Annotated in this window: 21 protein-coding genes, 1 tRNA gene and 1 other RNA gene; 7 read left to right on the forward strand and 16 right to left on the reverse strand. The window is 40.2% G+C overall.

Annotated elements, in window-relative coordinates; genetic code table 11:
• Positions 1 to 5: 5 nt before the first annotated feature.
• The 3 genes from I6E78_RS07370 to I6E78_RS07380 form a co-directional block, all read right to left on the reverse strand.
• A complete protein-coding gene (locus tag I6E78_RS07370) occupies positions 6 to 1,232 on the reverse strand; it encodes an efflux RND transporter periplasmic adaptor subunit (RefSeq protein ID WP_197182222.1) in 1,227 nt (408 codons plus the stop codon).
• Positions 1,229 to 2,494: a TolC family protein gene (locus I6E78_RS07375; RefSeq protein ID WP_197182223.1), complete on the reverse strand. Its 1,266-nt coding sequence runs from the start codon at positions 2,492 to 2,494 to the stop codon at positions 1,229 to 1,231. The genes I6E78_RS07370 and I6E78_RS07375 overlap by 4 nt, the downstream gene beginning before the upstream one ends.
• Before the next feature lie 165 nt (positions 2,495 to 2,659).
• Positions 2,660 to 2,980, reverse strand: coding sequence for a hypothetical protein (locus tag I6E78_RS07380; RefSeq protein WP_197182224.1), 321 nt, complete (start codon positions 2,978 to 2,980; stop codon positions 2,660 to 2,662).
• Positions 2,981 to 3,077: 97 nt separating this feature from the next.
• Between I6E78_RS07380 and I6E78_RS07385 the strand changes: the two genes are divergently transcribed.
• On the forward strand, positions 3,078 to 3,464 hold the full coding sequence (locus I6E78_RS07385; RefSeq protein WP_011327275.1) for a Cd(II)/Pb(II)-responsive transcriptional regulator: 387 nt from the start codon (positions 3,078 to 3,080) through the stop codon (positions 3,462 to 3,464).
• 59 nt (positions 3,465 to 3,523) lie between these two features.
• Here I6E78_RS07385 and I6E78_RS07390 read toward each other — a convergent pair whose 3' ends face one another.
• The gene (locus I6E78_RS07390; protein ID WP_011327274.1) at positions 3,524 to 4,669 is read right to left on the reverse strand and encodes an iron-containing alcohol dehydrogenase; all 1,146 of its coding nucleotides are present in this window, start codon (positions 4,667 to 4,669) and stop codon (positions 3,524 to 3,526) included.
• A gap of 184 nt (positions 4,670 to 4,853) precedes the next feature.
• On the opposite strand from I6E78_RS07390, the gene I6E78_RS07395 reads away from it, so the two are divergent.
• The gene (locus I6E78_RS07395) at positions 4,854 to 5,738 is read left to right on the forward strand and encodes an AraC family transcriptional regulator (RefSeq protein WP_041454651.1); all 885 of its coding nucleotides are present in this window, start codon (positions 4,854 to 4,856) and stop codon (positions 5,736 to 5,738) included.
• A gap of 8 nt (positions 5,739 to 5,746) precedes the next feature.
• Here I6E78_RS07395 and I6E78_RS07400 read toward each other — a convergent pair whose 3' ends face one another.
• The gene (locus tag I6E78_RS07400; RefSeq protein ID WP_050754469.1) at positions 5,747 to 6,547 is read right to left on the reverse strand and encodes a hypothetical protein; all 801 of its coding nucleotides are present in this window, start codon (positions 6,545 to 6,547) and stop codon (positions 5,747 to 5,749) included.
• Positions 6,548 to 6,859: 312 nt separating this feature from the next.
• Between I6E78_RS07400 and I6E78_RS07405 the strand changes: the two genes are divergently transcribed.
• Complete coding sequence (locus I6E78_RS07405; RefSeq protein WP_197182225.1) at positions 6,860 to 7,963, forward strand: polysaccharide lyase family 7 protein; 1,104 nt, start codon at positions 6,860 to 6,862, stop codon at positions 7,961 to 7,963.
• A gap of 69 nt (positions 7,964 to 8,032) precedes the next feature.
• Here I6E78_RS07405 and I6E78_RS07410 read toward each other — a convergent pair whose 3' ends face one another.
• A complete protein-coding gene (locus I6E78_RS07410) occupies positions 8,033 to 8,452 on the reverse strand; it encodes a VOC family protein (RefSeq protein ID WP_011327270.1) in 420 nt (139 codons plus the stop codon).
• 259 nt (positions 8,453 to 8,711) lie between these two features.
• Between I6E78_RS07410 and I6E78_RS07415 the strand changes: the two genes are divergently transcribed.
• Together I6E78_RS07415 and I6E78_RS07420 are read left to right on the forward strand one after the other, a co-directional pair.
• Entirely contained in the window at positions 8,712 to 9,077 is a 366-nt protein-coding gene (locus tag I6E78_RS07415; RefSeq protein WP_182683821.1) for a hypothetical protein, read from the forward strand.
• Positions 9,077 to 9,472 (forward strand): hypothetical protein, encoded by a 396-nt coding sequence (locus tag I6E78_RS07420; RefSeq protein WP_011327268.1) that lies wholly within the window; start codon positions 9,077 to 9,079, stop codon positions 9,470 to 9,472. Before I6E78_RS07415 ends, I6E78_RS07420 begins: the two co-directional genes overlap by 1 nt.
• A gap of 4 nt (positions 9,473 to 9,476) precedes the next feature.
• On the opposite strand, the gene I6E78_RS07425 is transcribed toward I6E78_RS07420, so the two are convergent.
• Together I6E78_RS07425 and I6E78_RS07430 are read right to left on the reverse strand one after the other, a co-directional pair.
• Positions 9,477 to 10,289, reverse strand: coding sequence for a sterol desaturase family protein (locus I6E78_RS07425; RefSeq protein ID WP_193038825.1), 813 nt, complete (start codon positions 10,287 to 10,289; stop codon positions 9,477 to 9,479).
• The gene (locus tag I6E78_RS07430) at positions 10,286 to 10,729 is read right to left on the reverse strand and encodes an SRPBCC family protein (protein ID WP_089368931.1); all 444 of its coding nucleotides are present in this window, start codon (positions 10,727 to 10,729) and stop codon (positions 10,286 to 10,288) included. The genes I6E78_RS07425 and I6E78_RS07430 overlap by 4 nt, the downstream gene beginning before the upstream one ends.
• Before the next feature lie 96 nt (positions 10,730 to 10,825).
• Between I6E78_RS07430 and I6E78_RS07435 the strand changes: the two genes are divergently transcribed.
• On the forward strand, positions 10,826 to 11,824 hold the full coding sequence (locus I6E78_RS07435) for an AraC family transcriptional regulator (RefSeq protein WP_197182226.1): 999 nt from the start codon (positions 10,826 to 10,828) through the stop codon (positions 11,822 to 11,824).
• Positions 11,825 to 11,977: 153 nt separating this feature from the next.
• Here I6E78_RS07435 and I6E78_RS07440 read toward each other — a convergent pair whose 3' ends face one another.
• The 4 genes from I6E78_RS07440 to I6E78_RS07455 are packed head-to-tail and all read right to left on the reverse strand — an operon-like array spanning position 11,978 to position 16,261.
• Entirely contained in the window at positions 11,978 to 13,144 is a 1,167-nt protein-coding gene (locus tag I6E78_RS07440) for an FAD-dependent oxidoreductase (RefSeq protein WP_197182227.1), read from the reverse strand.
• On the reverse strand, positions 13,141 to 14,331 hold the full coding sequence (ubiH, locus tag I6E78_RS07445; RefSeq protein ID WP_089367785.1) for a 2-octaprenyl-6-methoxyphenyl hydroxylase: 1,191 nt from the start codon (positions 14,329 to 14,331) through the stop codon (positions 13,141 to 13,143). The genes I6E78_RS07440 and ubiH overlap by 4 nt, the downstream gene beginning before the upstream one ends.
• A 15-nt stretch (positions 14,332 to 14,346) precedes the next feature.
• Positions 14,347 to 15,669: a Xaa-Pro aminopeptidase gene (pepP, locus tag I6E78_RS07450; RefSeq protein ID WP_197182228.1), complete on the reverse strand. Its 1,323-nt coding sequence runs from the start codon at positions 15,667 to 15,669 to the stop codon at positions 14,347 to 14,349.
• A gap of 28 nt (positions 15,670 to 15,697) precedes the next feature.
• On the reverse strand, positions 15,698 to 16,261 hold the full coding sequence (locus I6E78_RS07455; protein WP_182683824.1) for a UPF0149 family protein: 564 nt from the start codon (positions 16,259 to 16,261) through the stop codon (positions 15,698 to 15,700).
• A gap of 289 nt (positions 16,262 to 16,550) precedes the next feature.
• On the opposite strand from I6E78_RS07455, the gene ssrS reads away from it, so the two are divergent.
• A non-coding RNA gene (gene ssrS, locus I6E78_RS07460) (6S RNA) lies at positions 16,551 to 16,732 on the forward strand.
• A gap of 138 nt (positions 16,733 to 16,870) precedes the next feature.
• On the opposite strand, the gene I6E78_RS07465 is transcribed toward ssrS, so the two are convergent.
• From I6E78_RS07465 to I6E78_RS07480, 4 genes are all read right to left on the reverse strand, one after another.
• Positions 16,871 to 19,954 (reverse strand): efflux RND transporter permease subunit, encoded by a 3,084-nt coding sequence (locus I6E78_RS07465; protein ID WP_197182229.1) that lies wholly within the window; start codon positions 19,952 to 19,954, stop codon positions 16,871 to 16,873.
• Positions 19,951 to 21,252, reverse strand: coding sequence for an efflux RND transporter periplasmic adaptor subunit (locus tag I6E78_RS07470; protein WP_197182230.1), 1,302 nt, complete (start codon positions 21,250 to 21,252; stop codon positions 19,951 to 19,953). Before I6E78_RS07470 ends, I6E78_RS07465 begins: the two co-directional genes overlap by 4 nt.
• The gene (locus I6E78_RS07475) at positions 21,242 to 22,660 is read right to left on the reverse strand and encodes an efflux transporter outer membrane subunit (protein WP_086993246.1); all 1,419 of its coding nucleotides are present in this window, start codon (positions 22,658 to 22,660) and stop codon (positions 21,242 to 21,244) included. Before I6E78_RS07475 ends, I6E78_RS07470 begins: the two co-directional genes overlap by 11 nt.
• Before the next feature lie 309 nt (positions 22,661 to 22,969).
• A tRNA-Phe gene (locus I6E78_RS07480) sits at positions 22,970 to 23,045 on the reverse strand.
• Positions 23,046 to 23,080 lie beyond the last annotated feature (35 nt).

Below are 23,080 nucleotides of genomic sequence, written 5' to 3' on the forward strand. Positions count from 1 at the left end.
GCCTCCTAGTGAGCGTGGCTTGCGCCGCTTTTTAAAATATCGGCTTTAATTACATAACTATTGTCTGTTACGTATTCGCTACCCGCGTTTAAGCCTGTTAGTACTTCTACCCATTCGCTATTTTTTGCACCTAAGGTAACGGGGCGCACTTCAAATACATTATTTTTACGAACAAACACACTTGTTTGACCGTTAAACTCTTGAATTGCGTGTGGCTTTACCCGCACGCTGGCATTTATTTTAGCCACACTTACATCGCTATTTATATGCATGCCTGGGCGCCAATGCCCGTCTGGGTTATTAAGCTCTATACGTGCACGGGCTATGTGCCCGCCAGTCATCATTGGGGCTATAAAAAACACTTTACCTTGCGTATTTAAATGATGATGCAAGTCGTACACTTTAGCGCTTTGCCCTATGGCTAGCTTTTCAATGTTTTCGGGAAAAGCCGACAGCTCAACCCATACTTTATCAAGGTTAACTACTTGCATAAGTGCGCTGGTGCTTGCAAGCTCACCACGCTTTAAATATTGCTCAGTTACAACGCCACTAATAGGGCTTTTAATGGTGTAGTTTTGCAGTGTTTCGCGGTTAGTGATACTTACAAGCGCCTCGCCTTTTTTAACGCTTTGGCCAATGCTTACAAAAATATCGCTGATCAATCCTGTATACGGCGCCATTACTTCTACTGTGCCGTGCTGGGTTGGCGCAATAACACCAAAAAGCGTGTCGGTAATATCTACCTCACCACTTTGCGCTATCTCAGTTTTAATACCTGCGCGCTCAATAGCTCGCTCTGTTAACGTGGTACGGCCTTCGTGTTGCTCGTACTCATAGCTAATACTCTCACCGTTATAATTAGCAGTAACGGCAAGTACAAATGAATGCGGTTCGTTAATTGATTGCGTGCTTAAAAGGTAGTCGCCCTCTGTTATGAACTGTATATTTTGCGGCGCTTCAACTAATCGTTTTAAACTCATTGTTATGTTTAAATCACTTATATTAATTGGCTTGCTTTGCTTGTAAGCGTATATACGCAGCTCAACATTACCGGCAAATTCTTGTAATTTAAGTTCAAGAGTTAACTTAGGATCAACTAATAAAAAACCACCGTGTGGACCTTGCTCTTGTTGCTCAGTTTCTCCATGCTCGGCTGATGCAAGTACACTGGTGCTTAACACGCTGCCAGCAAGTGAAAGTGATACTAATAATGCAATTATATTTTTATTCATGATTGGTAAGTCTCAATTAAAGATTGGCCAGTTAAACGCTCAAGAGTAAGTAGCACTTGGTACAGCTCTGCGTGGGTTGCAATGAGTGCGCGTTTAGAGTCAAAGTGTGCTTGCTGGGCATCGAGCAACTGCAACACCGAAATTTGCCCGCGTTGATAGCTGTTTAAGCTTTGCTCAATCAATGTTTGTGTCTGAGGAATTATTTGCTTATTTAATAACGTGGCTTGATTTGCTATCCCTTGATAATAAGCATACAGAGTACGTACTTGCTGGCGTAACTGAACTCGCAACTGCCCTTGCTGCTGGTTTAAAAGCGCAAGTTCACTTGCTGCTGCAGCAATATTACCGCTATTAGCATTACTGATTTGCAGTGGCATAGAAAACGAAAACAACAATGAGCTAGAGTCATTTTTTTGGTTGTAACGCACACCACCACCTACATTAATATCGCTTTGCCCATTGGCTTTTTGCAGCGCTAAGTTAGCCGTTTGCTGTATATATTGCTGCTGAAGTAAGGAAAATTCAGGTGCTAAATTTACCGCATCTAAAAGCGCTTGCTGTGACTTAAGCGGCGTGATGACGTTAATATTTCCCGCTAAAAAAGCACTACTTTGCTCATCAATCCAAAGCTCATTAAGTAATAAACGCGCGCGCTCAAACTCACTTGTTAGCTTTACTTGCTCAAGCTCTACTTGGCTAAGTGCATAACGCATACGACTTACATCGGCTTGCGATACAGCCCCGGCATTTGCTCTTTGCTCAATTGTTTTGAGCGCCTGTGTTACAACGCTTTTTCGCTCAACATTTAATGCTAATAAGGTTTGAAATTTAAGTGCGCTATAGTAACGCTCTGCGGTGGTAGCTAATAACGCTAAACGAGTATTTTGATACTGTATAGCCTGCGCTTTAATATTTGCAGTAGCAAAACCTACTCTACTTTGGCGTTTATCGCCCAGCTCAATAAGTTGGCTAAGCCCGAGCGTTATTTCAGCGCCTTTTACGCCACGCGCATCATTGGTGCCTAACACGTTTTCAACCGCAACACTAAGCACAGGGTTTGGCGAAAGTGTGGCTTGTGATTTAAGCGCGCTCAATATTTTTTGATGATAGGGGTAGCGTTTTAATATCGGATTTTGTTGCTCGGTATTACTCAGCGCTTGCTTAAGCGTGAGTATATTTTCACTGGCACTAACATTAGCCAGCGCATTAAATACCGGCAGCACGCAAAGTAGTGCCACCAGCATAATTGGTTTTTTATTCATATAGCTTGTCCGTTTTTTAACAAACAGGGTTAACTTACAAAATAATTTAAAATTAAAAATCGCAATGTAAATTTGTAAGCAACCTAAATATGCATATAACACAGCCTATATAGCGTCTAAACGCAGGCAGTAAAATGCACCATATTTTATTAAGGTAAATTAAAACTAGCTAAGTGAAATAGGAGGGCGCGACATAGGTGGATAAATTAATCCACAATAGCGTACAGGTAACGCGGGGTTACTCTGCTCAGGGCTGATTGAATGATTTACTGTACTGTAATAGCCACTATGACAATGTTGGTGGGCATGAATTTCGGCAGAGGCTTGAGCCTCATTTTGGCTACCATCGGCAGTTATATTACTTTGTAACTGCGCGCTGGTTATGTGATCCACGTCTTCTTGTAAATGATACGCAGCACCATCACAGCTAATAAAGCTGTGTACAAGTACTAAAAGTATCACTATTAAAAAATGCTTTGAATGCATTGTCTGCCTACAAACTCTAAAAAGAAGTCCCTTCTAAATACTTGAATATAAAAGGAGTCAGCAGCATAATAAACCTTCTAGTTACTGGAAGGTCAATATGCAAATCAAGCAACTTGCTCACTTAGTTAATATTAATGCAAAAACAATTCGCTATTACGAACAAATAAACCTTATTCCTGCTCCAAAAAGAGAGAGCAACGGCTATAGAACCTACACCCAAGCAGATACAGAGCGTCTTATTTTTATTCGACGCTGTCGCGATTTACAAATTCCAATAGACGATATTAAAACTCTACTTGTTGCGCAATCATACGGCGATAAATCGTGTGTTGAGGTTGACGATATTATCGAAAACCAATTAATTAAAGTACGAGCGGCACAAAAAGAACTTAAAAAGCTCGAGGTATCGTTAGCCAGCTTATTAACTAACTGCACCGCAAATACTATAAACGACTGCCAAATAATAAAAGAATTAAATAGTTAATATATATAAAAAAACCGCTAACCTGTAAGGCTAGCGGTTTTTATTAATAACACTTTAAATTAAGCGACTGCTTGTTCTAAAATTTCACGACTTTCTTTTAGCGTGATTGCTTGGTTTTCACCAAGGGCAAGCATGCCATGCGCTTCAAGTTTGCCAATAATATTGTCAATCGCTGCTGCTTTATCTTCACCATGTTCAGTAAGCTGCGTAGCTACATCAAGGCTATGGTAAAACGCTTCAATTGCTTGAATTGTTAGCTCTGCTAAATCGTCTGATTGTGCAAGGCCAAATACGTTTTTACCCATTTGCTCAAGTTTTGCTTTTTTAACTGCAAATTGATTGCGTAGTAAAGAAGGCTGAACTATTGCAAGCGAACGTGCATGGTCAACACCGTATGCAGCTGTAAGTTCGTGACCAATCATGTGGGTTGCCCAATCTTGCGATACGCCAGAACCAATCAAACCGTTTAATGCTTGATTCGCTGACCACATAAGATTTGCACGCCATGCGTCATCTTGGTTTTCAAAGTTATCGCCAAGTACTTTAAGTGCTTTAAGCAATGCTTCAGCGTAACCATCTTGTACTAATGCACCTTCAGGGAACGTTAAGTACTGCTCACAGGTATGCACCCATGCGTCTACTAAACCATTTACAAGTTGACGCTGTGGTAATGTTTTCATTACATCAGGGTCCATAATCGCAAATTTAGGTTGTACTGCTGGTGACATAAACGGGAGTTTTTGTTTTGTAGCAGCTTTGCTTACTACTGAGCCTTGGTTAGACTCTGAGCCAGTAGCTGGTAATGTAAGTACTGCACCAATTGGTAATGCGCTAGTTACTTTATGCTTACCAGTAGGAATATCCCAACCTTCGCCATCGTATACTGCTGAAGCTGCAATGTATTTAACGCCGTCAATTACTGAGCCGCCGCCAACACCTAGTACAAAGTCGATGTCTTGTTCTTTACAGATTTTTACTGCTTGATCTAGTACTTCAATTGTTGGGTTAGCGCCAACGCCCGAAAACTCTACCCAATCAAAACCTTCAAGTGCTGCTGCAACTTGGTCGTATACGCCGTTCTTTTTAATTGATCCGCCGCCGTACACAACTAGTACTTTTTGATCTTTTGCGATCAAATCAGTTAGTGAGGCTATTTGTTGTTGGCCAAATTGAATTAGTGTTGGATTTACGTAGCTAAATTTCATTATTTTATCCTAGGGTGACGATTAAATATGGTTCAACTTACTTAGTTACTAACTAAGTAAATTTTCAATGAGTGCATATTACTGGCAAAACAAACATAAAAAAAGCCCAATAACGCGCAAAAGCTTGCCTAAAACTATCAAGATTGTTATTTTACGTAAAAGTCAGCCATGTAAAGATGCTTTTATGTCCACCATTGCCAATATGTTGCAGCAGTACGCAGAACAAAATCAGTTACTCAGTTTTGAAGGCACGATGGAAACCATTATTACTGGGGTTTATTTTCATCGCGCCAGTAAAAGCTCGCCGCGACAGCCGCTTATTTATAACTCTGGGATTATTGTGGTCGGGCAAGGGCATAAAGTAATTCATTTTACAGATCATAAAATACAATATGGTGCGGGGGATTATTTAGTATTGGGCGTTCCTGTACCGCTAGAGTGCGAAGCCTTTACTGATGGCGACTTACCAGTGCTTGGGATTGCTGTTGATATTAACCCTGCGTTATTGCACAAACTCGTTAACCAAATGACTGAGCATAAACAATTTGCTCTGCCACCAACATGCGGGCAAATGAGTGGCGTGCAATCGGCTAAACTCGATAACGCGATGGAGCTGGTAACTAAGCGTTTATTAACCGTGTTAAATAACCCACTTGAAGCACAAGTATTTGGCGAAGATATAGTAAAAGAATTAGTATACCGTGTACTTTGCGGCCCCCAAGGACATACCTTGTTTGGCCTTGCTATGCACGACGGCCACTATGCACGTATAGCGCGCACACTGTCTATTATGCATAGTAATTATGCCAACCCCATCACAGTAGAAGGGTTAGCAGAGGACGTAAATATGAGCATTTCGTCGTTTCATCGCGCCTTTAAACAAGTGACTTTTGAGTCGCCGTTACAATATTTAAAAAAGCTGCGTTTAGCCAAAGCAAAAGCACTTATAACCGCCAGTGGCAGCAAAGCCAACGAAGCCGCATTAAAAGTAGGCTATACCAGCCCATCGCAATTTAGCCGAGAATTTAAACGCCACTTTAATAAAACACCAAAAGAAATGTTACTCTAAGCAAACCGCTAAAGCTGCGTTTTAGCGGTATTAAAAGCAACCGGATTAACGTATTTACGGTTTATAAAATGGCTAAAAATAAGCGTAAACAACACCGAGCTAATAGTTGCCACTGTATAAACTTGCCAAATTAAAATATCGTATTTTAATAGCAATGCAATGGCGGCAAAAAATATACACCCACCTAATGAGCCAATAATACCGCCGTTTAGTATTTTAAACGCTGAGTCTTTTTTATCACTGATATACGCTATGCTGCCCATTACCGCTAAAATAACCGGAAAAGTAGAAAGCAACCCACTCCATGCCGAGCCAATATGCTCAGAAATAAAGGTAACCAACATAATAAAACTAGTTACTAACACTATTTTTATTGGCAGCTCCCATTTTGAATTTAAAGGCTTTGCATCTATCGCTACTTTTAATTTTGTAGTAGCAAAAGTTAAAGCCAATAAAGTACTAATAGAGAACAAGCACGCTACAAAAATATTAACCGGTAAAAATAATGTCAGTATGCTAAATAAACACCACACACTCAGCGCTATTAACAACGACTTTGCTAAGCCACACTTATACGAAACCGCCATATACACAAAGCAAAATAAACCAATACCACTCATGCCATATAAAGCGCCTACCGCTGAGTTAGCTGCAAACAGTTTTCCTTGCTCTATAGCAATAAAATATGAAATAGGCCCAGAGGTGATTGGCAGGCCAGGAATAATACCGCTTATAAAACTACCAAACTTTTTTTGCGCGTAAGAAATAAAGAGCAGTAATAGCGGGGCAACCATTAATTTAACTAACATGACTAATAATAAAAGATGAGTAATGGCGCAAATTCTACTCACTTAGTTAATACAGTCAATCAATATTGAGTTGAATTTAAATCATCTCATCAGGGCGTATTTATCTTTTTATGACTAATTTATAGCTACTTTTTAATAACTTAAAATTATTTACTCAATTGAGAATGAATTGGCATTACAATTAAGCAGCTAAAAATCAAAGGTTTCAATAATTGGTAATATAATAATTGCACTTTGGTATGTTAAGTTGGTTTTAAATACGTTACAGTCATGTGCAACAATGTAAATATTTAACTTTATACTGAGGTACTAATGAATAAAAATAACATTACACATCTTATTAAGCCCGGCGCTTTAATTGCCCTCACTACCTCTTTGGTTATTGGTTGTGTTAGCCAACAACCAAAAAGCACTGAGCAACAAGCTAACCCATTAGTACCCGCCTCTAAATTTGATTTATCTCATTGGAAAATTAATGTACCGGTTGATTTAGATAACGACGGTAAAATTGATGAAATAGATGTTAAAGAAATTCAGACTTACTCACATCCTGATTTTTTCTACCTGGATGATAAAGGTTACATGGTATTCACCTCGCCAAACAAAGCACTCACCAGTGCCAATTCTACCAATACGCGCAGTGAATTTAGGCAAATGCTCCGCGGAGCAAATACCAAAATAAAAACCAAAAGTCCTAAAAATAATTTTGCTCTTGCTGTACACCCACTATCGGATCGATTTGGCTCTATTGGTGGCAAAATGGAAGCAACGCTAAAAGTAGATCATGTTGCATTACGTGCTACTGATCCAAGTAAAAATGCAGCCTACTCTGTTGTTGTGGGGCAAATTCACGCAGGTAAAGATCAGGCGCTTATTGACACTAAGCTTGGTTATGGCTGGGGTAACGAGCCACTAAAAATATATTATAAAAAGTGGCCTGGACATAAAACGGGATCGGTTTTTTGGAACTACGAGCGTAACCTACCAAAAACAGATCCTAACCGTACTGATATAGCTTATCCTGTTTGGGGTAACACATGGGAAAACCCTAACGAGCCAGGCAATGCTGGTATCGCGTTAGGTGAAGAGTTTAGTTACACAGTAAATGTGTATAAAAATGTGATGCACCTAACATTTAGCACAGCAGGCAAAAACGATGTTAGCTACTCTATTAACTTAGGTAATAACGTAGATGCGTATGGCAACGTAGACGAAAAAGATCACCCGCATGGGTATGCGGCTGATTGGCACTACTTTAAAGCAGGCGCGTATAACCAATGTAGTACCAAAAATGCTAAAGGCATTTGGTATCCGGGCTGTTTAGGTACGGGCGACTGGGCTACAGATAAACAAAACGGTGACTATGCACAAGTGAGCTTTAGTAAACTTGTATTAAGCCCCGCTAGCCCACAATAAAGGTAACTAAATTATTACTGCCCCGCTTGTTTGCCTTATTAAATAAAGTAAACAAGCGAGCGCGTACAATCAACTTTTCTTAAATAAAACCTCGGGGTTAACCATGGTTTTCATTTCGAGTACGTTACCGTTAGGATCTTCTATAAAAAATGTTTCTTGTTCAAACTCATCTCCTATAAAACGACGATATGGCTTATCTAAATACTCCAAGCCCGCGCTTTCAATACGTTGCTTTAACGCATTAAATTCGTTTTCAGATAAATGAATGCCAAAATGTGGTACGGCAACTGCGCCCATATCAACATCATGACGAACTGTAGGTAGGCGCTCAACACTTTGGTGCAGTGTTAACTCGTTACCCCAAAAATCAATATCTATCCAGCGTCCTTGCTCGCTATTTCCGGTTTTACAGCCAAGCACATCGCAATAAAAAGTTTTAGCTATATTTAAATCACCAGCCGGAATAGCCAGATGTAAACAGTTAGACATAAATTACCCTTGATAATAGCTTTTAATAAATTAAACAGTCAGCATTATACATGCTTTGTAATTTATAGAACATTAACGAGTATATTTTAGCATTTACAGCCCTTACAACTATTAGGCTAATAAAATGATTAAATTCTGACACCTACTATTTTTGGCAATTAGCTATTATTAGTTATGCTATAAAATTCTAGCTTTGAGCTATCAAACATAAAAGTGTTACTTTATTATACGCACGCTATAAGGTACTAATTTGCGCGCTATGATTAAATTTTTATTATTAAAGTCCATCACATTTTTTGCCGGCTGTATGTCGTGCTTTGTAATGCATACAACATTTGCATTACCACTTGTTATATCTGCAGCATTAACCGGGCTAGCTGGCTCGTTTATTCCTTTTCCTAAGCTTTATCAAAACCACCCTTATGCGGCCATATATGCAGGTAGCTTTGCCGGTATGTGCTCAACTAGCTTAATTACTAGCTACTGGGAAGTGGCGATAATCTCAATTATTGGCGCAACGCTATACACCCTTACCTTAAATGCATTTGCTGGTTTTGGTGGCCGATTAGGCAGCGTAGCCTTTGCAAGTGTTGCTTTGTATTCTTTAGCTAAAGGCTTAGTGTAATGAGTATTGAATATTCTATATTAGCTTTGATAGGCGCTTTTTTAACATTTTATTTAGCCAAGCATAGTCGTTTTGATGGTATTAGAGCTTCTGCGGCCTTATCTATAGTTACTTACTTAATTTTTTACTGGCTTAACCTTGATCCTGAGTTATACAGCGTTGTGTTTTTTGGTGGTACTTTTATTGGTATGAGCGCCCCACACCGCTTTGGCATATATACGCTTGCCAGCTCCGCTGTTATATTTTCGTTATTATTTGAGTACTTAGTACCCATACTCGACGGCTACGGCGGTGCTTTAGGTGTGAGTGCATTTTTGTCGGTATGTATTTGTCACTTATTCATTATATTAGGTGCACCACGCAGTAAAAACATTTCCTTTCGACGTGTTAAATAAGCAGTTAATTGGAACTTGTAGGGTAACCAAATATCACTTTTAGCTTTGCCGTTACCCCTTTTGCTTTAAATGCACTTTTTACTAAATAAGCCCATTGATGAAAAGTTATGGTCAGTGGGTTGTTACTATTTAACTGCCCAACAATACCGTACTTACACGGTTTATCGGCTTTTTCCTCGGCGTAAGTGCCAAATAACTTATCCCAAATAATGAGTACACCGGCAAAATTTTTATCTAAGTAGCCGGGGTTAATAGCATGATGTACTCGATGATGCGATGGGGTGTTAAATACCTTTTCAAACCAGCCTAGTGTATTTACCGTTTGGGTATGCACAAAAAACTGATAGGCCAAATTAAGCGCCACTACGGTAAATACACTCAGCGGATCAAAGCCGATTAATATCATTGGCAACCAAAATAACCACATACCCGCAAGCGGATACATTAAGCTTTGCCTAAATGCGGTTGAAAAGTTCATTTTAGTTGAACTGTGATGCACCACATGGGCAGCCCATAACCAATGAATATGGTGTGACGCTTTATGAAACCAATAATACAAAAAGTCTTGTAGTAAAAATGCGCCAAATATCGTCAGCACCGACAGTTCAATATCAAATAACCTATATTGATGCAACCAATAAAAAAATGGCATTAGCACAATTAAAGCAATTGCATCGGCGCCTTGGTGCATAAGCGCCAGTGCTGTATTCGCCAAGCTGTCTTTTATGTCGTAATAACGCCGATATTTAATAAATTCATAACTTACAAAAATAATAAATACAGGACTAAGGGCAAGTAAAATTATTTCTATGCTCATGATATGTTGCCCTTAAAGTTGGCTTTTAGTTTATTAAGCGCTTGTGCTATATCTTTTTTAATAAAAAATTTAATCACCAGGCTTGGCAGCCACCACGGTGTTTTACAGCGTATGTTATAGGTAACTTCGGTGCTTGTTGGGGCATTGTCACTAACGCAAAAATAAATATCGCCACGATGCTCTGCAACTGGTTTATTACCTATTATTTGATAACTAATATGATTGCTATCGGCGCTAATTATACGCTCTTCAAAGCGAACTCCTGCCATTATAACTTGCCTAATAGCACCTTTACCGCCAATAATTTCGCCTTCATTTTGCTTTTTTAACAGGACAAATTTAGCATTAAAAAAACGTTCTAATTGCGCATGATCAAGCAAAGCGTCTCTGACTTGTAGAGGCGTTGCTGCAATCTTTTGTTTTAAGGTTATTTGTATCATTTTTATATAATAAGTATTTTCATAATGCCCTACCATATAAAATTTTTTCGTGGCAAACTTGCTGTTACACGACCATTTTTTAGCTTTAGGCGACAAATGAGCACACTTGCCGATCATTATTTTTCAAGCTGTATTGATTACCTTGAAACACTTGGACTTAATAGCCAAGCTGTTTTGTCGGCTATTAACTTTAATGAATACAGTAATAAGCAAGCTCAGCAACTCGCGCCACGCATTAGCTTAAACAGTTACAACGCACTGCTAAATTATGCTCAGCAAACTCTAAACGAGCCTTTGTTTGGCTTTAAGCTTGGTCAGCAAATTCGAACTGCCGACTTTGGCATATTGGGTTACTTAATTGAATCGAGTAATAACTTAGCCAGCGCTATTACCGCACTACTTAACTACGACAGTTTAGTTGCAGATATTGGTAGAGCAGAGTTTGAACAGCAAGGTGAGTTGGCAATTATTCGTTGGCTACCTAATGCTAACTGTAGCCCACAGGTTATTTTACGTAATATGACCGCTTGGGTAAGTGTTATTCGACAACTATTAAATCCACAGCTATCGCCCAGTACTATTTATTTTACCCAAGCTTTTACCAGCAATGAAAAAACAGTACTCACACACTGGTTTAACTGCCCCGTTAAAACTAACGCACAGTATAACCAAGTGGTATTTCCGAGCAGTTATTTAGCACTGCCATTTAAAACCGACAATACGCAAATTAATTTAGTGCTTAAACAGGTTTCTGAGCAGCAACTTTCACGCTTTAAAAGCCAGCAGCTACTAACCGAAAAAATTAGCCAGTTATTTATAGCTAAAAATGACTTAATCGACTGCAGTTTAATACGCACAGCAGGCGCGCTAAACATGACCCCGCGCACCTTGCAACGCCATTTAAAGCGCGAACAAATATCGTTTGCCGACTTACTTGAGCAAGAGCGTAAAAGGCGCGTAATACTGTGCATTGGCAAAGAGCCATTAAGTAACATAGCAATTAAACTTGGCTTTAACGACCAAAGTTCATTTAATCGTGCTTTTAAACGCTGGTATAACTGCACCCCACTGCAATATATAAAAAACACTACCTAAAAATATTGGCTAAAAATTAAACGTTACTTAACTCTTTAATTCAACATAGGTAATAAAAAGCCGCGGTTAAAATAACCACGGCTTTTTATTCGCTTACTCGTGCGCTTACTCGTGCGCTTACTCGTGCGCTTACTCGTGCGCTTAATAATACGCTTACTTTCCTATCGCTTCTTTAGCAAACAAGTGCTTTATTGGGCCTAAGTTATCAACCATTGAAAGCCCAACTCCACGTATTAGTTTTTTAATTGGGTTAGCACCGGCAAATAACTCTTTTAAAGAGTACATCATGGCAATGTGTTTTTGCGCATCGAGTTTACGGGTGCGCTCGTAATCACGTAAAGTACGCGTGCTGGCAAATTCTTTATTATCACTTGTTAGTAACTCAATTAAATAAGCGGCATCTTTTAGGCCTAGGTTCATCCCCAAGCCTGCAAGCGGATGAATCGTATGTGCAGCATCACCAATTAATACGACTTTACCTGCAACCCATTGCTGGGCATAACGCATTTTAAGTGGAAATGTAGCGCGTACACTTTGCACTTCACACAAACCACATTGGCCGTCTATTGCCGCCATAATGGCTTTGTTAAACTGGTTGTCGTCCATTGCTAATAGCTCTTCACAATGCGTTGGATTTGTAGACCACACAATTGAATGGGTGTTGGCATCGCTCAAAGGTAAAAATGCTAATGGCCCGCTTGGTAAAAACACTTGGCGTGCGGTATTGGCGTGTGGCTCTTGGGTTTTAACTGTAGCCACCAATGCATGGTGGTCGTAGTCTTTAAAGCTCAGCGCCATATTAAACTGCTTTCGAATTGCCGAATTTGCACCATCGGCGGCCACCAGCAGCTTTGCAATGATTGGCTCACCACTTTTTAAAGTAACAAATACATCCGATTCGCTTTGATGTATTTGCTGATAACAAGTGTCGAACATCAGCGTAGCATTTGCCTGCTGCTCCAACTCCTTTATAAGCGCGTAGCAAATAATATCGTTTTCAACTATATGACCTAAATGATCAAGCTCTAGTTGCTCACTATTAAAAGCTATTTTGCCAAAGCTGTCGGCATCGCGCACATCCATATGGGTATAGGCACTAGCACGCAAAGCAACTATGTGTGGCCATACGTTTAATTGTTCAAGCAAGGTTTGACTCGCAATACTCAACGCACTTACGCGCATGCCGTATTTATCGGTTGGCGGTGTTTGCTTTGGCGCAGCGTCAAGTACGACTACGCTTATACCCGCTTTTGCCAACCCAAGCGCTAAGGTAAGCCCTACACTGCCACCACCTACAATACATACCTGTACTTGTTTCATAAACCTTGACCTTGTTTAACTTGCCCCATTAACTGCTTAGCCAATGGCGCTTTTAAAGAGGGGAATAAATCCATCGAAAACAACCCAATACTACGGCCAAGTGCCAGTATGCGTGATGAATTTGAAAAAAGCCTTACTAAACCATCTGTTAGGGTCATCACGTTATTTATATCAGCGCTGCGCTGCTGTGCATACTCGCGAGTAAATGCATAACTGCCTAAGTCATTTGGGCTCTGGGCAATTAAGTTACTAAGTACTTGTACATCTCGCAGGCCTAGATTAAACCCTTGCCCTGCAATGGGATGAATTGCATGCGCAGCATTACCTATTACTACCGTGCGGTGCGCAATAAGCGATTCTACTTGCCCATACACTAAGGGGTAATTAGCACGCATACCCACTTTAGTAAATTGACCACCGCGATAACCAAAGGCACTTTGTAGTGCGCTTATAAAGTCGTCTTCACTTTGTGCCATGTGCTGCTCAACGTGCTGTTGCTGCATACACCACACCAGTGAATAGCGGTTGTTGCTCATAGGTAATAGCGCCATGGGGCCATGTTGCGTAAATCGCTCAAAAGCATGGTTATTATGCCCACCAGCTACTTCTATATTGGCAATAATAGCCCCTTGCTCATAAGCTTGAGTGTTAAACTTAAGTCCAAATAAGCTACGAGTTGGCGACTGTGCACCGTCGGCAATAACTAACAGCTTGGCGGCTATTTGCTCGCCACTTTGCAAAGTAACTATATTATTATGTAATTGCTGCTCAATGGCACTTACGCTATCAGGGCAATATAAACTGATATTTATTTGAGCGTTTAATAATTGATGTAACGAGCGGCCAAACGGGTTTACTTCAACCACATAACCAAGGGCATCTTTAGCAAACTCTTCACAGTTAATATCTGCTTTACCAAAATGGTGACGATCAGACACACTTACTTTTTTAATTGCTGTAGCGTACGGTGAATTTAACGCAAATAAATTTAAGCCTTGCAAGTACTCTACCGACTGCTGAGCAAGTGCTATGCTTCTATCATCAAAGCTTGGGTGATAGTCATTACTTACTTCATTAGCCTCAACAACAGCAATACTAAGCGCGGGATTTATTTTAGCCACACTTAACGCACAGCTAGCACCGGCTAAACCGCCACCAATAACAACAACATCAAACTGCTTAGGCACTTTTTTCTCCTAGTCTTATGCGCTTTTATTGCTTTGCATAAGTGCTTCTATATCGCTTATGGTTTTTGGCGCACTTAGGGTGAGGTTTTCATAACCACTTGGGGTTACTAATAAGTTATCTTCAATGCGAATACCAATACCTCGGTATTTTTGCGGTGCATTTGAATCTTCGCTGATATAAAGCCCAGGCTCAATGGTCAGTACCATACCCGGCTCAAATGCACGCTCAGCGTTATTTAATTTGTAGTCGCCAACATCATGTACATCTAAACCAAGCCAATGTCCAAGCCCGTGCATGTAATATTCTTTACACGCACCTTTTGCCATTAGCTCGTCAAAGTCGCCGGTTAAAATACCCAAATCTAGTAGACCTTGGGTCATTACTGCCATTGCTAAAGCATTAGCATGCGACATATAACCGCCGGGTTTAATTTCTGCAAACGCCACTTCTTGCGCTTTAAGAACAATATTATATAACGCGGCTTGCTCGGGGCTAAATTTACCATTCACTGGAAATGTACGTGTAATATCAGCAGCGTAGCCTTGTAGCTCGCAATCTGAATCTATTAACACTAGATCGCCACTTTTAAGGGCGTCGCTGTTTTGGGTGTAATGTAAAATATTAGCATTGTCGCCACTACCAACAATAGTGCCATACGCTGGGTGCCGCGCACCATGCATTGCATAATGATGATGTAGCTCTGCTTCTAATTGATACTCGGTTGCACCGCTATGGGCAAAACACATTGCTCTAACATGGCCTTGCGCGCTAATTTCGCAGCCTGCGCGCATAATGTTTATTTCACTTGGCGATTTAAATAAACGCATTTCGTGAATTAACAAACGAATATCTTTAATGGTACTTGGCGCTGTGTCACCTTTTTTAGGGGCGCTGCGCAGAGTATTAAGCAAAGAGAAAACACGCCCATCAAAAGCCGAATATGCACCTTGCGCATAATATAAAACCGCTTTGCCATTGAGCAAATTAAATAACTGTTCACTCAACTCACTTAATTCATGGGTTGCATCAAACAAATATTCGTTTTTTGCTTTTTCAAAGCCTATTCTACGGCCATGCCATACTTCGGCTAGTTTATCTTTATTAAGGCAAAATAATGTACTGGGGGTGTCGCTATTTGGAGCAAGTACAAGTACGGCATCGGGCTCATTAAAACCAGTTAAGTAAAAAAAGTCACTGTCTTGTCTAAATGCATAGTGAGTGTCGCGGCTGCGCGTAACTTCGCTCGCCGCAGGTATAATTGCCACACTGTTACTATCCATTTTTGCAAGCAGACGCTCACGACGTGCTTTAAACTCTGACTTTTGTATTTCAACCATGTGCAACAAACCCGTTTAACTTAAACTATTAATGAAGTGTTTTTTTAGTGCTAGCAGCACTTTGATCTTTACCTAACTCTGCAAAGCAAAGTAATGCCGACACACGTACATATTCAATCACTTCATGTAGTGCTTGGCTGTCTTCTTCAGTTTCTTCAAAGGTAGTATCAAGGCGAGTAATTTCGCTAAAATCGGTAATAACTTCTTTTACATCGGCTGATAATTTACCGTAATCTTTTTGCTTTAAACCAAAGCCAAGCATAAAACCTGCAACCCAAGAAACCAAACCATTAGCCTGATCTATAAGTGTTTCATCGTCGCTGGGTAAAAACAAATCAAACGCAAACTCTTCATCATTAAAACTAGCAACGACCTGCTTATAAATGCTGCCAAAAAACTGTTTTAAATTATTACTAAACGAATCACCATCGTTAAACACATCGCTTAACAGCCCTAGGTATTCTTTGTCGTCAATCGTTAACCCACAAGCTAATAAACCACTAATTACACCGTGCGCTTCGGCCGGTGATACAAATATTTCGTTTTTTTCTAATAATAATTGGGCTTCTTCGTAATCTGGTAAATCGCTCATTGTCATATCTTCATTTTGCTAGTTAAGGCAATGCTACCACTCGATAAAAAGCAACTCCAATAAATTCTATAATCAAAGCGCTTAAGGGCCACTATTAAACGCTTTAATAGCGGCAGCTATTTACTGCTGCGGTATGACTTTATTAAGCTCAGTATATAAAAAACATATTTATGGCTAAAAAGCACACTCATAAGTAAATAACTAATGATAAGTGCACAATAACCACGCAAACAAAATAATATTTTGCTTTTGGGGTTTAAGCTTTCGATTATGTCTTATATACTGGATTTGTTCCCTGGGGTGCTGGAGCTTGGTTAAGTCCCTGAGCCGATAAATTTTATACCAGGGTTTCTGTTCGTATACTATTGTGCAAGCTCGGCATGTACCGAGAAGCCTACGGTAAACCGCAGATTCCCGCCCTGAAACCTCAAGGTTTCAGGACTGACACCAACACCACACTTTGGGGAACACCTTCTTATTTTTATAATCCCTCTTATTATTTATTTGTCTTTTTTGTTATAACTTTCTAAATTATTTTTATAATCTTTGGCAAAAAAAAGCTGCAAGTAATTCCTTACTTACAGCTAAACTCTAAATGCTTACACTTATTTACTTAAACCAACCCTGAAAACGCTCCATGAGCATATAATTTACCGGTACTAGCAATAAAGTAATGAAGGTGGCGAATATAATTCCAAAGCCTAAGCTCACAGCCATAGGAATTAAAAATTGCGCTTGAGTCGCTTTTTCAAATAATAACGGCATTAATCCTATAAAAGTGGTTAAGCTAGTTAGCATAACTGGGCGAAAACGTGACGCGCCGGCAAGTTTAACTACCTCAATTAATTCAATCCCTTCTGTGCGTTTTTTATTAATATAGTCAACTAATACCAGCGAGTCATTAACCACTACGCCAATTAACGCTAGCATGCCAAGCAAGCTCATAATGGTTAATTCCATTCCCATGATCCAATGCCCTACTACAGCGCCTATCATGCCAAAGGGTATAACACTCATTACTATTAATGGCTGTAAATACGATTTAAACGGTATCGCTAATAGCGCATAAATAATAAAAAATACAAATACTAACGCCCAAGCAAGTGAACCAAACGACTCTCTTTGCTCTTTTGCTTCTCCTTCTAATGCATAATCAACTCCTGGGTATTGCTGCATTAGCTCATCCAAATACTGGGATAAATCAGCTTGGAGTATGGTCATGTTAGTGTTGCTTTTTTCTATATCGGCGGTCACATTTAAAGTACGGTAACGATCGATTCGATTGATAGTAGACGGGCTTTGCCCTGTAATTAAAATAGCCACATGCGATAAAGGCACTGAGCCACCGGCAGGTGTGTTTATGAGTATATTTTGTAAGTCGGCTACCGAGCGTCTTTCATCAATAGGCAAACGTACCATTACGCGCACATCGTCTCGCCCACGTTGGATCCTTTGTACTTGCGAGCCAAAAAACGAGTTACGCACTTGCCCTGCTACATTTACTCTATTTAAACCCAGCGCTAAGCCTTGCTCTGTAAGCTCTATTTGTAACTCTTCTTTACCATCAGACATACTATCGGCAATATCGAATACAGTTGGGTAGGTCGATAAACGTGTTTTAATATGATCTGCCACGTCTTGTAAAACCTTTAACGATGTACCGCTAAGCTGCACATCTATTGGATCTGAACTACGACCTATTTCGGCTCTAAAGGTGAGACTTTCAGCGCCGGGAATAACGCCAATTAATTCGCGCCATTCACTGGCAAGCTCGCGTGAGCCTATATCTGAATCACGTTTTTCAGCTGGGGTAATTTCAAAGCGTACTGCGCCTGAGTTAGATACTCCGCCGCGCCCGCCCGTTGTTGCTAAAATATTTAAAATAACGCTCTCCCCCGTATCAGGGTCACGGTATTTTTCTTGTAATTGCTGCGCCTTTTGCGACATATCAATCACGTACTTATTAGTTACTTCAAACGGCGTGCCAGCAGGCAGGGTTAAGTTTACTCGTACGGTTTCGCTGGGAATACGTGGAAAAAATACAAACTTAGTCCAACCACTGGTGATCATAGTTAAAATAATTAAAAACACGCCAACAAATAAGCTCACCGTTGCCAGTTTATGGCGCAGAGCTAAATTAAGAATAGGTTGATAATATTTTAAAATCGCACTTTCAAAGCCATCAGCAAAACGTTGCTGTAGCAGATCAAACTTTGATTGCTTACTTTTTTGGTGACGTAGCTTTATATATTTTAAATGTGCAGGTAAAACAAATTTAGATTCAATTAAAGAAAACAATAATACCGGAATAACCACCACCGGAATTTGTGCAAATAATGCCCCGCGTGCACCTTCAATAAAGGCTAATGGCAAAAAGGCCGCTACCGTGGTTAATACACCAAAAGTCACTGGCGTTGCTACTTCTTGGGTACCTAATATGGCAGCTTGTTCGCCCGATTCGGCTGTTTTTAAATGGGTGTAAACGTTCTCTCCGGTGACTATGGCATCATCAACCACAATACCGAGTACTAAAATAAAACCAAACAAGCTCATTACATTAAGCGTTACGCCAAAAATAGGCATAGCAATAAATGCCCCCATGAACGACACCGGAATACCAATAAACACCCAAAATGCGATAGCTGGGCGTAAAAATAAGGTTAGCAGTGCCAGCACTAAAATACCGCCTTGCAAGGCGTTAGTGGTGAGTGTGGCAATACGGCTTTTAACTAGCTCTGAGTCGTCATCCCAATAACTTAATGCAAAACCTTGCGGCAATGAAGGTTGCTGGGCATTTATATAAGCTTTTACTTCATCGGCAACAGTAATTGCACTTTGTGGGCCTATTCGGTATACGTCGATAAAAGCGGCTTGTTTTCCGTTAAAACGTGTACGCACTGGGGTTTCTTCAAAGCCGTCATTAATTGTGGCTATATCACCTAAGCGAATAATAGTACCGTCGCTTTGGTTTTTAACCACTATGCTGGCAAATTCATCTTTTCGGTATGCTTGTCCTTTTGAGCTAATAAGTACATCGCCACCTTGGGTTTTTAAGTTACCCGCAGAAATGTCTGAGCTTGAGTTAGCAACCGCATTAGAAATTTGCGCCAGTGTTAAGTCATATTGGCGCAATGTATCTTGGCTTACTTCAATAGCCAGTTCGTAGTCGCGCACGCCACTTAACTCAACCTGCGTTACACTGGGTAAACGTAATATTTGATCGCGTACTTGCTCTGCATACTCGCGAGTTTCTTTTTCGCCATAATCACTAGATACAGTTACCGCTATAACCTCTCGTTTTCGCTCAGCTAGAGCAACGATGGGTTTTTCAGCATCCCCAGGAAAGGTATTAATAGCATCAACACGGCTTTTTATATCAGCGAGCAACTCTCGAGGATCGTAGCCGCTTTCCACTTCAACAGTGACAGAGCCCGAACCTTCAGATGAGCGGCTAAATATTTGCTTTATACCCTCTAAATCTTGTACAGACTCCTCTATACGTATAGTGACACCTTGCTCAACATCCTCTGGCGTCGCGCCACGTAAACTAACCTGAATGCTGATCATATCGGTTTCAAACGAAGGAAATACTTCGATCGGTATTTTCGTCGATAAACTAAACAGCCCAGACAGCAACAAAGTTACTAACAATAAATTGGCAGCAACATGGTTTTTGGTAAACCAAGCAATCATGGCTTATCTCCTTGCTTTGCTGCGCGACGTTTTTTTACTAGCTCTGCAACACTAATGCCTTGCTCTTTTGCTTGTTGTGCTAATTGCTCTGCTGTTGGGCGTTGCTTCATACTTTGTGGTTTAGTCGCTTTATTATCTTCGCCTAAAATATTCACTTGTGTACCCGAACTAACTTGCCCCAGTGGCGTAATAACAAGTTTATCACCTGCTTTCAAGCCGGTTTTTATCATTGCAAATGCGGCATTTTGCCATGCAAGCGTTATATCTTTACGCTTTAATACTCCCTGCTCAACAATATAAACGTAAGACCCCTGATAAATAGTGCTATTTGCAATAATAAGTGCATCAGAAACTGTTTTTCCGGTGATCTGCGCTTTAACGTATTGCCCTATTTTTATTGGGTATTGATTACTTTGTGTTGCTTTATAAGGGTCATTAATTTTAGCAACCACGTAGAGTTGCTGTGCACTTTCATCAATAGCACCTTCGGTACGCGCCAACTGCCCTTGCCATGTTTGCTCACCAACTAAATCAGAGCTAAATTTAATCACGGATCCGGCCTGGTTTTTAGCACCGTCGCGGTACTGCTCAGGTAAATTAATAAAAGGTAGATCTTTGTTTTTTATTGGCAACCGAATCTCTACGCTGTCTATTGCGTAAATAGTAGCGAGCTGAGTATTGTTGCTAACAACTTGGCCTAAATCTACATTACGACTAAGTACTCGTCCTGCAAAAGGCGCTATTATTTGGGTACGCTCTAGGTTTAACTTAGCTTTTTCAAGTGTTGCTTGCGCCGATAATACTTGTGCTTGTGCTGCAGCTAATTGTGGCTCACGTAGCACCAAGCTACTTGCAGGTTTATCATTACCTAAACGCTGCCAATCTATAATAGCCTGCTGCCCGCGGGCTTGTTCTTCTAAAAGGCCTTGCTTTGCTGTTAATAAGTTAGCCTGTGCCGATTTAACCTCTGCTTGATAGTCTCTATCGTCGAGTTGGATTAGTACCGCACCTTTTTTAAAAAAACCACCTTCTCTAAAGTCATCGCTTATATTTATAATTAAACCCGATGCTTGAGCAACTAATAAGCTTTGTGTACGTGGTTTTACTGTGCCGTAGCTGTCTACCATCACTTGATAGTTTTGCGGCTGCAACATTTGAACTGCTACATTAATTGATGCTTTTGGTGGTGCACCAAAGCGATTAGCTTCTGGCGGGTTACCTTTAATAAACATGACGATTAAAATAGTGGCAATAATAACCGCGATTGGAATAATAATTTTTGCTGTTTTAGTTTTCATTGCTATTACTCTGTAGTTCGGTTGAAGTGTTTGCAAAATCGCCACCAAGGGCAAGGTGTAAATTAACTCGGTTTGCTATCAATTGATTTTTAATACTAATTAAGGAGCTTTGAGCATCGAACGAGCGTCCTTGTGCATCAAGCACTGTAGTGTAGCTAACCAAGCCACTTTGATATTGCTCAAACGATAATTGCTCGGCAGCAAGGGCATTTTCTTGTGCTTCTAGCGTGCTTGTATATTGCGCTTTAAGTGATTGCTGTAGCGTAATCGCATTTTCTACGTCGCTAAAAGCATCGTAAAGTGTTTGTAAATACTGCTGCTCTTGTTTTTGGCTATTTAAACGCGCAATTTCTTCATTCGCTTTTAACCGGCCGCCATTAAAAATAGGCGCTGAAATACTGCCAAGTAATGACCATGCTAGGCTAGATGGCGAAAACAAATCACTTACTCTATCAGTAGTATCACTTAAACTTGCCGTTAAATTTAAACTTGGAAAACGTTGCTTATGGGCATAAGCCAAGTTTGCATCACTTGCTAAAAGCTGATACCAATTTGCACGTAATGTTGGCTTTCGGGTAATTAACTCTGAGGGTAAACCTAGTGGAATGTCGGTATTGATAACTGGTAGGTCATTATTTGCCGAGATAATTCCTTTCGGATAATCTCCCAATAAACGCTCAAGTACTCTTGCTGTAGTTAATAAGCTAGCTTGCTGAGTAGCAATACGTGAACGCTCATTATTTAGCTCGTTGCGAGCTAAATAAACATCGAGAGCTTCGTTTAATCCTTGACGATAACCTGACTCTATAATATCAAGATTTTGCAAAGCATTGGCTTCACGGCGCTTATATAAATCAAGTAATTGCTTTGCGGTTACTACATCAAACCAGCCCTTTACTACATCGGCAACTAGCTGTTGTTTGGCTTGTTCAAAGCGCGCCTGTTGCGCTAAGTAGTTTAAATTAGCTTGGCGATTAGAATCTGACAGCTTGCCCCATAAATCAACTTCGTAACCTAAATTCAAGCTCACTGAACTTGCATTATTATAACTAATTGGGCGGTTATTTTTACTACGGCTAGTACGCGCAGATAAGTCCAGAGTTGGCCACAACGCAGCGCCCGACACAATTAACTGCTGCTTTTGGATCGCTACATCGTAACTACTTTGTAAAAGCTGCTGGTTATTTTTAAGTGCCTGCTCCACAAGCTTATTCAGCTGTGGATTTTGTAATTGTGTAAGCCATTGCTGCTGTACGTGTAATACCGGCGCAGAGGTTTTTTGTTGCCATTGCTGCGGTACATTGTTAGGTGCTTGTTCGCGCTGCTGTGAATTTATATTGCTCGCACAGCCGCTGAGCAGCACAATACTGAGTGCCAATAAAGTTGGCTGGTATTGTTGCCAAATCATAATTAAACCTGAATTACTGCTATTTATAATGTAATTCAAGCACTTTGAACTAAAACGCTCAACTTACTTTACATAACATTACATAATTAGCCATAAACTATCGGATAACTATTTATACTCTATTTCGACATTAATGATCATTAAGAAAGTTGAAAGTAACTATAAGTGGTTTGTATCACTAAGGAGGTTGCTAAGTAGTGTACTGATAAGCTTAAAATTAGTCTGGAACAATTTTAAGCTGTATGGGATGCAGGGAAAAATAATCTTTATAAACAAAAAAACCTCACAAATGTGAGGTTTTTTAATAAATGGTGCCTCGACGCGGAATCGAACCACGGACACGAGGATTTTCAATCCTCTGCTCTACCGACTGAGCTATCGAGGCACATAAACTGTGCGAGTTAACTAAATATTCTAAGC

This window comes from Pseudoalteromonas sp. NZS127, from assembly GCF_015864805.1.
GTDB classification, from domain to species: domain Bacteria; phylum Pseudomonadota; class Gammaproteobacteria; order Enterobacterales; family Alteromonadaceae; genus Pseudoalteromonas; species Pseudoalteromonas nigrifaciens.

Bases quoted from the DNA above. Each gene is read 5' to 3' on its own strand.
- I6E78_RS07370 (WP_197182222.1), bottom strand. From the start codon at position 1,232: ATGAATAAAAATATAATTGCATTATTAGTATCACTTTCACTTGCTGGC.
- I6E78_RS07375 (WP_197182223.1), bottom strand. From the start codon at position 2,494: ATGAATAAAAAACCAATTATGCTGGTGGCACTACTTTGCGTGCTGCCG.
- I6E78_RS07380 (WP_197182224.1), bottom strand. From the start codon at position 2,980: ATGCATTCAAAGCATTTTTTAATAGTGATACTTTTAGTACTTGTACAC.
- I6E78_RS07385 (WP_011327275.1), top strand. From the start codon at position 3,078: ATGCAAATCAAGCAACTTGCTCACTTAGTTAATATTAATGCAAAAACA.
- I6E78_RS07390 (WP_011327274.1), bottom strand. From the start codon at position 4,669: ATGAAATTTAGCTACGTAAATCCAACACTAATTCAATTTGGCCAACAA.
- I6E78_RS07395 (WP_041454651.1), top strand. From the start codon at position 4,854: ATGTCCACCATTGCCAATATGTTGCAGCAGTACGCAGAACAAAATCAG.
- I6E78_RS07400 (WP_050754469.1), bottom strand. From the start codon at position 6,547: ATGTTAGTTAAATTAATGGTTGCCCCGCTATTACTGCTCTTTATTTCT.
- I6E78_RS07405 (WP_197182225.1), top strand. From the start codon at position 6,860: ATGAATAAAAATAACATTACACATCTTATTAAGCCCGGCGCTTTAATT.
- I6E78_RS07410 (WP_011327270.1), bottom strand. From the start codon at position 8,452: ATGTCTAACTGTTTACATCTGGCTATTCCGGCTGGTGATTTAAATATA.
- I6E78_RS07415 (WP_182683821.1), top strand. From the start codon at position 8,712: ATGATTAAATTTTTATTATTAAAGTCCATCACATTTTTTGCCGGCTGT.
- I6E78_RS07420 (WP_011327268.1), top strand. From the start codon at position 9,077: ATGAGTATTGAATATTCTATATTAGCTTTGATAGGCGCTTTTTTAACA.
- I6E78_RS07425 (WP_193038825.1), bottom strand. From the start codon at position 10,289: ATGAGCATAGAAATAATTTTACTTGCCCTTAGTCCTGTATTTATTATT.
- I6E78_RS07430 (WP_089368931.1), bottom strand. From the start codon at position 10,729: ATGATACAAATAACCTTAAAACAAAAGATTGCAGCAACGCCTCTACAA.
- I6E78_RS07435 (WP_197182226.1), top strand. From the start codon at position 10,826: ATGAGCACACTTGCCGATCATTATTTTTCAAGCTGTATTGATTACCTT.
- I6E78_RS07440 (WP_197182227.1), bottom strand. From the start codon at position 13,144: ATGAAACAAGTACAGGTATGTATTGTAGGTGGTGGCAGTGTAGGGCTT.
- pepP (WP_197182228.1), bottom strand. From the start codon at position 15,669: ATGGTTGAAATACAAAAGTCAGAGTTTAAAGCACGTCGTGAGCGTCTG.
- I6E78_RS07455 (WP_182683824.1), bottom strand. From the start codon at position 16,261: ATGAGCGATTTACCAGATTACGAAGAAGCCCAATTATTATTAGAAAAA.
- I6E78_RS07465 (WP_197182229.1), bottom strand. From the start codon at position 19,954: ATGATTGCTTGGTTTACCAAAAACCATGTTGCTGCCAATTTATTGTTA.
- I6E78_RS07470 (WP_197182230.1), bottom strand. From the start codon at position 21,252: ATGAAAACTAAAACAGCAAAAATTATTATTCCAATCGCGGTTATTATT.
- I6E78_RS07475 (WP_086993246.1), bottom strand. From the start codon at position 22,660: ATGATTTGGCAACAATACCAGCCAACTTTATTGGCACTCAGTATTGTG.